The 12586-nt window shown below is 46.5% G+C and carries 5 protein-coding genes; all 5 read right to left on the bottom strand.

What is annotated here, in order from left to right:
• Window positions 1-9 precede the first annotated feature (9 nt).
• Window positions 10-1431 (bottom strand): sialate O-acetylesterase, encoded by a 1422-nt coding sequence (locus FGL37_RS10185; RefSeq protein WP_028071980.1) that lies wholly within the window; start codon window positions 1429-1431, stop codon window positions 10-12.
• A 73-nt stretch (window positions 1432-1504) separates the two neighbouring features.
• Window positions 1505-3523: an aceric acid hydrolase gene (locus tag FGL37_RS10180; RefSeq protein ID WP_028071979.1), complete on the bottom strand. Its 2019-nt coding sequence runs from the start codon at window positions 3521-3523 to the stop codon at window positions 1505-1507.
• A gap of 8 nt (window positions 3524-3531) precedes the next feature.
• Window positions 3532-6933: a glycosyl hydrolase gene (locus FGL37_RS10175; RefSeq protein WP_028071978.1), complete on the bottom strand. Its 3402-nt coding sequence runs from the start codon at window positions 6931-6933 to the stop codon at window positions 3532-3534.
• 100 nt (window positions 6934-7033) lie between these two features.
• The gene (locus FGL37_RS10170) at window positions 7034-10327 is read right to left on the bottom strand and encodes a glycoside hydrolase family 2 TIM barrel-domain containing protein (protein ID WP_037534457.1); all 3294 of its coding nucleotides are present in this window, start codon (window positions 10325-10327) and stop codon (window positions 7034-7036) included.
• Window positions 10328-10337: 10 nt separating this feature from the next.
• On the bottom strand, window positions 10338-12506 hold the full coding sequence (locus FGL37_RS10165; protein ID WP_037534454.1) for an alpha-L-rhamnosidase-related protein: 2169 nt from the start codon (window positions 12504-12506) through the stop codon (window positions 10338-10340).
• Between the last annotated feature and the right edge of the window lie 80 nt (window positions 12507-12586).

Raw genomic sequence — 12586 nt, 5'->3', positions numbered from 1 at the left:
AACGTTTATCTACCAATCGTCTGTTCGAAATGAGCTCAACGGCATTCCGTTGGCGCCGAAGACGTCTCCTATAACAAAGTCTTGAAAAGCGTAGCGCACAGCCACCGGCTCATCTACCTTGGGTGAGGCAATGACAATCGTCTTCCCTCTCAGCGCGGCTTGTGCCGGATAAAACACTTTATCTTTGCCCGCAATTTCAAAAGTTGTCACTTCTTTACCATATGATGTCAAACCCAAAGGAGCGTCCCGGAATGAAAGTATAGCGGTACTGCCCTTGATTTCAAGCTTATCATAAACCGGACTTTTTAGATGGATGGATTCAAAGCCGTAGACATCATGCAGAGCCAGATAAGCCAATCGTTCACCACCTTCACGTTTATGGGATGGATGTATACAATTTTGCTCGCCCAGATCCAATGTTACTGCCATGCCCGAATAAGGGATTTTATCCAGAGATCTTCGTTGTGCATCCCGCAGGTAGGCCGAATTGAATTTCCCTCCCTTATGATAAGGTGGCAATGATGCATAATCAAAGGGTGCAATCTGTGTGAAATAAAATGGAAGCGCTGAGTTCCCCCATAATTCACGGAATTTTTCAACCATTCGCGGGAAGAGTATCTCATATTGGTCTGCGCGTTCGTAGTTGGACTCACCCTGATACCAAATAAACCCACGGATGCCATATCCGGCAATAGGATGGATCATACCATTATAAAGCATGGTTGGAACGCGGTTTTTGTCTTTCAGTCCCGACTCCTGTCTGGGGATCTCGATATCTTTTTGATCAGCCAGCCAGGACGCTTCCATCCACGCTTCGATGTTCGAACCACCATAACTACTGTGAATGAGCCCCACGGGTACCCCCAAAGTTTTACGCAATTGTCGGCCAAAGAAATAGGCCGTTGCACTAAAACCAACTACTGACGCTGGCTCAGCTTTCTTCCAAACACTGGGCTTACTATCGGCCACAGGCTGCAAAGATGGGTTTCGAGGTACCGTATAGATACGCAGCAGGTCATCTTTCGAATTCATAATCGCTTCCGTGCTGCCTAGAATAGGCTGTCCGGGGTACCCCTTCAGCGGCATTTCCATGTTCGATTGCCCAGAGCATAGCCACACCTCGCCAATCAGAATATCACGAAGCTCGATGGCCTGCTGTTCGGCAATTGTAATCCGATAAGGTCCTCCCGCCACAGGTGTTTGCACAACGATTTTCCATTGTCCCAGTTGGTCAGCCTTCACTTGGTACTTTCGCCCGTTCCAGGAGGTCTGCACGGTAACCGTTGCCTGTGGATCTGCCCAGCCCCAGAGAGGTACCCTACTCTGCTGCTGCAAGACCATTCCGTCCGTAAAAAGGGCAGACAAGCGGACTTTCGCATGAGCCCCCAACTGCCCGATAATTAGAAATATAGCAAGTAAATAAGTTTTCATTTTTATAAATTATGCATTTATCACTGTTCCAGCTAATTAATCAGCATACAAACATCCTGTAACTGAGAGCTCATCAAAACACGGGCAGCCACACGGCCATATCACCAAATGTACGGTTTCCCCACGCAAAATAGGGCACCAAACGTACAGGGATGGCTTCTTGATTGTTATTGGACGCTCTGCGATAAAGCGAGTCCCATTTCGCATTGCTGGTGCGGTAAGCGTTTCCTTCCAGTAGCACGATATCCTGCCCCAATATATATTCATGTCTGGGCGTAAAATGTTCGGCTTGCTTCATCTTCAAGTCAAAGATGTTCACATCTGTAGCTACATCCTGCTTTTCCAGACAGTAGACGATCGGTCCCCGCATGACGGCAATTTGATTGCGTGTCTCCTCAACCAATGGATTTGATTCCATAAAAGAAACCTCCATCGGCAATTTGATTGCAATGCGATCTCCTTTTTTTAGGGCGCCCGATAGAACAGCATACCCTTTTTCTACGCGCGCTTCGATCCGCTCGTCATTTCGCCATATTTCAGCTCTTCCAGCCCAGCCGGGGATACGTAGCTTCAAAGCATAACCGGCGGGAAATTCCTGTAGGGTAAACAAGGCAGTGCCTTCCCAAGGATAGTTGGACTGCTGCACAATGTTGATCTGCTTTCCGCGATAAGTTGTGTTCAATTCATTTCCTCCATATAGATTTACCAGCACGGCATCTGAAGATAGACCATAAGCATAATTAGCTACCTCAGCAACGGTACGAACGATATTGGGTGGACAACAATTGGACAAAGAAATGTAAGGAACGCGTTTTTTGGACCAGCGCTGCTGAAAAGGCAAATCAGAGGAGTAACTCAACGGGTTGGTATATAGAAATTTGTCGCCGTCGAGGCTGATACCAGAAAGCACGCTGTTGTACAGTGCCAATTCCAGAATATCAATATACTTCGCATCACCTGTAAAATTCGCCATGCGCCAATTCCACAACAAATTACCAATATTCGCGCAGCTCTCATTATGCGCGGTCAAGTTTGGCAACTGATAATCCCGGCCAAATGCCTGATGGATTTTTTGCACTTCCTTGGGATCATATGAAGTACCATCTGGTGAGGTTCCATCATACAAGGCACCCAAACCGCCAGTGATGTACATCTTGTGCTGCGTGACATCATCCCAGATCTCAAAAAGACGATTGCTCAGCGTGGTATCTGCAATTTCAGCGCATAAATCGGCGACGCCTGCGTAGAGATAGCTGGCCCGTACGGCATGTCCGGTAGCCTTATGCTGCTTACGAAAAGGAATACGGTCCTGGTTATCATCCGTACCGTCTTCGATCTCACCTTTGATGTCGATCAAGTGCTTGGCCAGTTCCAGATATTTGGGGTCTTTGGTTGTCCGATAGAGCTCAACAGTACCCATATAATGCGACGGACAAATTGCATTTCTAGCCAGCGTAGGATTAGATTTTTTATAAAAGCCATATAGATAGTCGGCGGCTTTTATCGCGATATCCAACAGTGGACGTTGCCCTGTCACCCGATAATGTATGCAGCCTGCTGTCATTAAGTGTCCAATATTGTAAGACTCAAAACTTAGACGGTCCTGAAATTCAATATTTTTTCCCGATTGCTGCTGATCAATTGTTGCCTTGGTATAAATATATCCGTCAGCACGTTGCGCTTTGCGGATCACAGGGATTACTTCGTCCAGCATGCCAAGTAATTTTTTATCCTTCGTTTGCGCATAAATCGCGCAGACGGCTTCCAATGTTTTATAGAAATCGCCATCATGAAATGATGGCCCCTTATGTTCCCCTTTTTTCAGCCCCGCCGCAATCTCAAAATTGCGATAAGCGTGACTAAAGGAAGCATCCGTGTATACATTCCACAGCTGAGGGACCATTTGTTCATAGCAGGATTTTGTACGATCGGCCCAAAATCCCTTGGTCCATTTCACCTCCCCCATATCAACCGCCGTCTGAACGGCATATGGGCTTGCTCCGGTATTGGTAATCGACTTTTCCTGTGCTCCGGCTTGCGCAAACATGGCGACAGAAAAGGTGAGCATCAGCAATTTACACTTCGTATTCATAATTCTTTTCATTTTGCATCTAGCCACAGTAACTCGACTCTCCCCTGCAGGCCCGAAGGTAGCAGACCTTTGAGAAACTTGTCTGATGCTGTGGATTTTATTCTCTTTTCTACCGTTGGATTTTCTTTTTCATACAAGAAGCGATTGCCCCAAGTATTATACACTTTGACTACGACCTTATTGTTGCCCTTTCGAATGAAATCGGTCACGTCAATCTGATAAGGCTTAGTCCAAACGACACCCGCATACTGACCATTGACAAAAACTTCGGCGAGGGATTCAATCGTCGAAAATTGCAAATATGCCCGTTGTTTTTTACTAATATGTACTACATTCAACTGCGTTTCATAGCTACCCGAGCCAGCAAGGTATTTAATCTCGTTGTCGGCACTTTCTGTCCAAAATTGAGGCTCCTGTTGTTTGAAGGAGTTTTTATCAGGCAAACCATCCGGCGTAAACAGCCAAGGTCCGCTAAGGGGCAGGGTGTCTAAAATTTGATACTTGGGGAGATTAAGTGCCTTATCGCTTGTCAAAACAAAACCGGACTGGTAGGCATCTAAGGTTAATTCAATGACCATTCTGTCATTCTGTAGCTTAAAAGGCAAGTTGCTGAGCCGGTCAAGTACCGGATCATAATGATATGCATGCGTATTTTTTGTCCGAAGCGATAGCGGGGCCTTTCGCATCAAACTGTCCTGATTGGCCACGAAGAACAAATGACCTCCTTCAAAACGGCGGTGGTTCCACGAGATATGGGAATTTACCCCCCGATTGATCACGACATCAGGGTCTATACCCAATGGAGTAAAATCGTTGGCTTGGTAGCGACCGACGAGCACACGTCCCTTTCCGATTTGCTTAAATTGTAAGGTCGTATTCGGAAAGGGCTTCAGCCCCTCAAATAGCTCTTCCACTAAGTCTGTATATTCCCGTATTTTCACATCTGTGAGCTTACCTCGCCATGTATGGGGAATATCTTGAAATAGCACCGTAGCGCCCTGACGGATCAAGGTCCGTAGCCGGTCCAGCGTTCGCCATGAATATTGGCTCCCGTTGGGGTTTAAGGCTGTTTTGCCAGGCATTACCAATAAAGAGTAAGCGATATGATTTGTAAAAATAACCTGACCATCCTGCACCTTAGTTTGATTCCAGAGAGCGTCCGGATTAAACGAGTCGTAAGCATATCCCCGCAAGGGGTCGATCCAGTCTTCAGGCCTATACATATTGGCACTCGTAGTCACGCCTGCCACTTTTTGTAATGGTAGACCTGTATTGGTCAACAGCGAATCTGTCCGTAGTACGCGGGCCTTACCAATGACGCCGGGAAGGACGTCAACCAAGTTACTGGGCAGCACGGACCGTCTTGGGATCTCTTCGCCGATAAACACTGCTACATCCCGAACTGGCACACCGTATTGCAAAAGCTGCTGGGATCGGATGGCGTAATTAACCCATTCTTTTCCTGGTTTCCACCAGGTTTGGTCTCGCTGAAAATAGGTTCCGATACCATCCATGGTCATCCCCGGCTTGCGGTCCATCCAGGGGTTATGCACATACACGTGGTAGACTAGATTATTGATGCCCAAGGCATAATTCCGGTCTTGTAAACTTTTCAATAATCGGGGATGCTCATCCCATTGGGCCCTGATCTGCGTAAAAGCCTCTGCCATGGTTACTTGTTTGCCATAAATATGGCTTCCCGAAACAGCATCCAGGATATCTGTAGGTTTGTCTTGTGATGGGCTTCGCAGCCAAAATTCACCCATCGGACGATCCGTTGCTGCAAAATGTGCCAGGCCGTCACCCGTCATGACTGGCGCTGTGGCTTCCGCCGTAAACTCTACGCCGTATTCGTCGGATTTTCTGCGCAGTGTTCCATAACTATTCTCCTGCAGCAGCTCGCTAATGGTCTGTCTATAGTCCTGCAAAAAGCCTTCCGAATCTGCGACACTATTGACAAAATACCCAGCCAAAACAGGCAAATAGGTCGTTAAATCATACCCCCGTCGTTTCAAAAATTCAGCTGGGAAATTATGAGTCCAATTCTGGCTGCCACACTCCCAGGAATCAATATGGAATACCGTCAGCACCTCCTTGGAAAGGTCGGGGTCTACCTTTTTTTTGGCAGCGCCAAACCATTGGTCAAATTGAAAGGCCACAGTGCTCGCATCCAACTTATCACATTCCAAGCCTTTCCCAGCTCCCGCAGTCTCGTTTTTATGCCCTGTAGATGTATGTCCGATCCGCAGTATTTTCCATTTTCCTTGAGGTAGCGACAGATCAACATGGCCAGTGCCATCGGGTTTGGGCAGCTGAATCAGCTTCTGTGCTCTCCATATAGACTCTTTAGCGACAGATGCTGGATCAGAGCTCTTGCCTACACGCCATATTTCACCGGTCTTACCTTCGATCTGATTCACGTGCGCTTCTTCAAATAGGCGAATGCCGGTAAGCTTTAATGAGGGCTTCCATTTACCCGAATCCAGGTCCTCGCCTCCCGGCTCGCTGCCAGCAGGATCGTAAACGAAACGGAAATACCGGGCCTTGGTATAGGGAATCAAATGCGTTACACCATTATCCCAATCCAGCCATCCCATCCTTGGAGATTCCAGTTGTGTAACCTTTCGAAAAGTGATGCCGTCGTCGCTGACCCAGACCTGCAATCTATTCGCCTGATAGTTGGATGCCGTCCATTCAATTTTTAACGAATTGCAGGGGAATGGCTCTGTAAAGGCAAACTGTATCCAGCCCGGAGCGGCCGTGGCAAACTGCCGGCTATTATCCCGGTCGGCCAGGCGTTGCAAATCTTCGCCATAGCTATTGGTTACCTCCACTTTTTCCGTAAAACTCGTTCTGGCAAAATTCTCCAGCGGCATGGCAAATAAAGCGATATCCTGATAATACCCCTGCTCCGTAGGTGGCTGAGGTAACTTCAAGTGCTGCAGTTCTTCACCATGGCTATTGACCAATGTATCCTCGTGAACAACTTTTTGCATGGATTTTTCTGGGGTGACCCATGGTCCACCTGCTGTTGCAAAACCGTCATTGGGCAATAGAGCGATTTTAAGACCATACTTTTTTGCCTCGGACACAATGTATTTGAACATGTCCCACCATTCGGGAGTCAACGATTCTGTAGGTGGCTCGAAAAGCGGTGGATTGGTCTTCCCTTTAATGGGGGCAAGGTAGGCACCCGCGATATTGTTTTCGGCCATCGCTTTGAGATCCGCAGCAATGCCTTCTTTGGAATAGCTCGCGTGCATAAAATACCAAAACACCCATGGTTTTGCCTGTTCGAACGAACGCTGGTCCAACGGCACTAATTCCGCCGGAATACCTTTGATCTGTGCATTACTGTTCAGACAACCCAAAAGAAGACTTGTCCCCAGTAGCAGTTTAATCCTCGTCATACCCATCTTTTTTGTCCGACGATCTGTAAAAATTATTTTGGAACTGTTATCCTTCATGTTTAAGACGCTTTATCTGGTCCCGCTTTATCATACCTACCGATTAATTTTCAACAAATTGTTGTATAGACCGCTTCTGATCCGTTGGAATCAAATAAAATGAATAGCTGTAGTCTTTTGCTGGAATTTGATATTTTGCCAGCGGCTGCGACACATCTGTCCAAGTATCATTTCCACCAACGCCCATTTGCTTGAGATCCACATTTAAAGTGATCTTATCTTCCTTTTTCAATTTAAACCAATGTTTCGCAGCAACAATAGCCTGCTGTGAATACGGCCATGCGCTCATAGATAAAGGTTGTTGGCCAACCACCAGTAAACCCGCATTTTTACCCTTAAGATGCATCCAGCGTACATCCATGCGGTTGCCGTTTTCTTGTGGATAAAGATAATGCTCCATCAATTGATCGATGTTCATATGGTAAACCCCAAGGTCAAAACCATAGGCACGGTCGGGATAGTTCTCCATTGGTCCTAAGCCATAGTACTGTATATCCTCAAATGTGGGATTGATTCCCATTTGGAGACCGACTTTTGGCAGGTTAGACAGACCAGCTTTTACATGCAGTTGATAATCAACGGATACAATTCCCGAACTTTTGACCATATACACGACCTGTACCTTCGCCGAATCTCCCGGTAATGCATACTGGGCCCGGAATTCGTAATCTGGACCTTTTGGCTGCGCAGTTAGCGATACCAATTTGGGTTCGCTATACCAATATTTTAGCTTTTTCTCCGGCTTCCATCCGCGACGGTCGTTGTCGGTAGCCGGTCTTGTGAAGTTAGGTCGTACAGCTTCCTTAATGACCTCCTGTCCCCCGTAAATAAAGGAAGACAGACTTCCGGTTGATTTGTCAAAGATTACCTGAAATTCTTTGCCGGCGACCTGAATGTCTTCTGTGGTTTCGGTTTTCTTCAATGCACTTCCGGTATTTGGCAGCTTACGCAACATATTGGGTCGCTCCTGCAATCTAACCTGGGAAGAGGAAACCACAAAACCTCTCGGTGCCCAAGCGGTCGCCTCGCGCAAACGGAATTGGATATCAAGCTGATATTCGTGATCTGCAGTTCGTTTAAACGGTAGATAGCGAGCAAAAGCGAGCTGCATAGAATCTCCTGCGGCCAGATCAATGGCGGGTATGGGCACTTCTTTCAGAAGTTGACCATTTCTCTGGAACAACAGGACTGCATCGTAATGATTTAGGTTCAGTACAGCCGATCTGTTTTTAATGTTCAGGCTGATCTTTTCAGCGTCCGCCAAGGTAACCTCTGCGGGCTGATAGATCCGTTTATTTTCATACATAGCCGCTTTGGGTTTATTCCATGCATCTACGATACCATTAAGGCTAAATGCACCATTATGTACTTTTTCACCAAAGTCACCACCATAGGCCAGTACCTTCCCATAAATGGAGTCATTCCGAACCAGTGCTTGATCTTTATAGTCCCATATAAAACCTCCTATCAGACGCGGCCTGGAACGAAAGATCTCCCAAAAATCGTAGATATTACCCGTTGAGTTACCCATAGAATGCGTGTATTCGACAAACAGAATGGGCCGATGATCACCATTATCCTGATTTAATAAAAGTGATGGCGTGAAAATCCCCGGATAAAAACGGGATACGATATCAACATAATATTGATCTTTGCTATTTTGAAGACGATGCGAATGATCATTGGACTTTGGATAGCGCGGATCCGAAGGGTCAATGTATCCGGGTAGCTGATGACTTCCCATTGCCGGTTCGTAGTGTACTGGACGCGTAATATCAAAATCATGTATCCACGCGGCCATTGCGGCTGTATTCGGCCCTCTACCCGATTCATTCCCCAGTGACCAGATGATGATAGAGGGGTGATTTTTATCTCTTTGTACCATACGTACAACGCGTTCATTCAGGGCTGCGAGCCAAGCTGGATCGTTCATCAATTTCCCCCCGAGGCCATGCGTTTCCATGTTGGCTTCGTCCATCACCATAATACCGTAACGGTCGCACAGCTCATAGATGTAGGGGTCATTCGGATAATGTGAAGTTCTGATCGCGTTAAAGTTGAATTGTTTGATCTGACGAATATCTGCTTCCATATCTTCGCGCGTCAGCGCTTTCCCCCGTTCGGGGTGATGATCATGGCGATTTACACCGTACAGATAAGTTGTCCGACCGTTAATCAATAGCTTACCATCCTGTGGCGAAAAAGCAATCGTACGAAACCCGACCTGACAGGTCTTGGCCTCCAGCAGACGATTGTCCTTATCATATAAGGTCAACACCAAGCGGTAGAGGTTCGGTTCCTCCGGCGACCATTTCTTCGGGTTTTGAAGAGTCGTCTCCAATAAGCCAAATTTGACATTATCCAACCTTGGATAGATTTCATCGAAGATTGCTGCAGCATCCTTTTCCAATGGTTTGGACAGGACAGCTTGATTGTTGGCATCATAAAGCTGTGCTTTCAACGTGAAGCCACTGATGCTGTCGCCCGAGAAATTATCAATCTTTGGGCGAAGGGAGAATTTGGCGTCCCGATAAGCCGCATCCAACGTTGCCTGCCAATGGAAATCCGCAATGCGCACCTTCGGTTCGGCCATTAGGAATACTTCCCGATGGATGCCACTCATACGCCAATGATCCTGGTCTTCAAGATAAGACGCATCGCTCCAGCGCAGCACTTGAACCGAGACACGGTTTTTACCTTTTCTAAGGTAAGGCGTAACATTGAATTCGGAGGGTAAACACGAATCTTCGGCATAGCCAACATATTTGTCATTGACCCACAGTTGATAAGCTGAAGTGACACCGCCGAAATGCAAGGTAATATTCATGCCTTCCCAGGACGACGGAAGTTCGAAAGTCTTTTGGTAGGAACCAACGCCGTTATAGTCTTTCGGAATCCGTGGTGGATCAATAGGTGTAAACGGGTAGACTGCCGAACGGTAAATCGGAATATCGTAACCTTGCATTTCCCAATTGGAAGGGACATGGATCTTATCCCAGCCTTTTACTTCTTCCAGATGAAAATTTTGAGGAGCATCAGCGGGTTTATATACGAATTTAAAGTCCCAGTCACCATTTAAAAACAGCATCCGTTTATTGTTCGTCCGATCATTTTTTAATGCCTCTTCCACCGTCGCATAGGAATAAGCTGTCGCTCGTGAGGGATCTCGGTTGATCGAGGTAATCATCGGATTTTCCCACGCTTCCGGAATTCTTCCATCAGGTACAGGAGGGATAACAGCGGGCTTGCCGTCGACCGTCTGTCCTTTAACTGTACCCGCCAGAAGCAACACCAAGCTGCTCAGCGCGCAAAATATAGTATATCGGTTTATTTTCATGGTCTTACGCTTATTTACCTGCATCGGTATAGTCTACTTCGTATAGCAGGCCCGGCTCCAATAGGAGCTCATAGTGATGATCAGTAACATGTTTTACCTGACCACGGTTGACCCGAGGTAAGGTTTTGCTGGAAAATTTCAATACCCCAGTGCCTACCGGCGAAATCACTTTGATTTTTCTTTTCGAGACATACAACTCAATTTCTCCTTTCGGTGTTGGTACTTTACCTTCCATCCACTCCTGAGATGCCAGATAAGGGGAGATTTCGTAGCGGCTATATCCGGCTTCAATAGGTTTTACTCCTAAATAATATTTACCGAGCAAGTAAATTGGACTAGCTCCCCAGGAATGGCATAGGCTTTTGCCAAAATCCCGTCCATACATTGCATAGTGCTCCGCTCCTTTTTTTGCCGGGTTGTATTCTTCCCAGAAGGTGGTCGCACCCAGCTTCAACATTCCGCCCCAATAGTCTTTTAGCTCCTTCATTACGTAGTCCTTTTCTCCCAGTTCACAGAGTGCCTCGAGCTCATAATACCGCATGTAAGGTGTCGTAATCTTCTGTACTTCATCATTGAGCAGTACGTTGGATTTAATACCGGCACGTTGCTCTTGATTGAGATAATCAAAGAAGATGGCAAACATATTGGTATACCGGGTAATATTTTCTGTTTGTTGTCCTGCTATGCGGCTATGTGCAAAAGCATTTTTCTGCTTATTCCAATAGTAGGCAAACAATTTATCTTTCAGTATGGCGGCCTCCTTTTGGTACATTTGATTGTCCTGCGGCTGACCGACCAGATGGGCGCATAGGGCCATTGTTTCGAGGCTGCGGCAGAGCAGCAACTGCTCAAAGCTGACTTCTCCCTGTTTACTCAGTCCCTCAGCCCAGTCAATAAATACCCAGTCTCCAGCCAGCCCCTGCATCAATCCCTCCGTATTGCGTCTGTCAAGACAGAACTGCATCAACGTTTTCATCCGCGGGTAAATTGCCGTAATGAACTCTTTATCGCCAGTATATCGATAGTAATCGTAGATACTTAAAAACCAGTAAAAGGTATAGTCCATAATTGTATTGATATGGCTCACGGTAGGTTCTTTTCCGCGTAAAGCCAAAATAGTCCGCTTTACTGTCTCGGCATCAAATCCGAGGTAATAGTTCATGGCATATGACTGATATGCGTCACCACTCCATATCCAGCGGTCACGTTTGATACCGTCAATATAGAATTCCCTGGAGGTAAGCTCCATCGTATATTTGGCCACCTCCCATATGCGGTTCAATTCCTGATCCGAACTTCGGAAAGCACCACGGTCTTCCACCGGCAAGTACTCATATAACATCCCTACCTGACCGAAGCGTACTGTACCCTCAGGCTCCACATAAACAAAACGAAATGCTTTAGAAAGCTCAAGAGTACTGTCTGTCGGCGCCTTCAGACTAACATCCAGCAGATCCAGGGTCTCACATCGGTCTGCCGCCAATGCCTCTTCCTTCGATTCCCCGTAGTAAATTTTTAATTTCCCTTGCCCGACAAGCTTTTGAAAAGTCAGATATCCGAACGTATTTTTTCCGAAATCTACGAGAAAGCCTTTTCCCTGCCTGCCCTGAGCGACCGCCTGCTGTGGCCTGGTAGGCAGCCTGAATGTGGAAGGCTTGGCAGCGCCGCTATCAAAATTCCAGGAACCGGCATTGACATAAGTCGTTCCTGATTGATCGGAGGCTTTACCTGTTTCATCGATCCACTCTTTATCCTCATAAGTTGCTTTCCAGGTATGGTCAGTATACACATTTTTCCCTGAAATATATAAGGCAGGAACGTTGGCCTGATTGTACACCTTGATATTGATCTTTTGCTTTCCTTTCTGAAGCTGTACCTTCGCTGGTGCTCCGGGCAGCATCTTGCCATTGATCTTCACATTGTATTTGCCTTCGGCATAAATACTGATCTCTTCGTCGGCAGGTAAGTCAAATTCTTTGTTAAACTCAACAAGTACGTAATGACTGTCCATTTTCCAGAATGGTGGGAAAAAGGTACCTCTTTCTGTACGGCGATTTTGCATGTCGTTGCTTAGCCAGACTTCATAATCGCCGGGATACCAGATCCACGTACTCTTATGCTGTGCGAACGACGTTGTTACCGCAAAGAAAAACGCGACTATCAAACTAATTTTATTCATATGCAATAATGTGTTTTTAACAGACATAGTGAATATTTCTGTATGCTATAATATTTATGTTTTTTCGCATTCCCTCGACA

Source organism: Sphingobacterium thalpophilum (genome assembly GCF_901482695.1).
Classification (GTDB): Bacteria; Bacteroidota; Bacteroidia; order Sphingobacteriales; family Sphingobacteriaceae; genus Sphingobacterium; species Sphingobacterium thalpophilum.
Note: the sequence above shows the minus strand (reverse complement) of the source record. Positions and strands in the feature narration are given on the sequence as shown.

Bases quoted from the DNA above. Each gene is read 5' to 3' on its own strand.
- FGL37_RS10185 (WP_028071980.1), bottom strand. From the start codon at position 1,431: ATGAAAACTTATTTACTTGCTATATTTCTAATTATCGGGCAGTTGGGG.
- FGL37_RS10180 (WP_028071979.1), bottom strand. From the start codon at position 3,523: ATGAATACGAAGTGTAAATTGCTGATGCTCACCTTTTCTGTCGCCATG.
- FGL37_RS10175 (WP_028071978.1), bottom strand. From the start codon at position 6,933: ATGACGAGGATTAAACTGCTACTGGGGACAAGTCTTCTTTTGGGTTGT.
- FGL37_RS10170 (WP_037534457.1), bottom strand. From the start codon at position 10,327: ATGAAAATAAACCGATATACTATATTTTGCGCGCTGAGCAGCTTGGTG.
- FGL37_RS10165 (WP_037534454.1), bottom strand. From the start codon at position 12,506: ATGAATAAAATTAGTTTGATAGTCGCGTTTTTCTTTGCGGTAACAACG.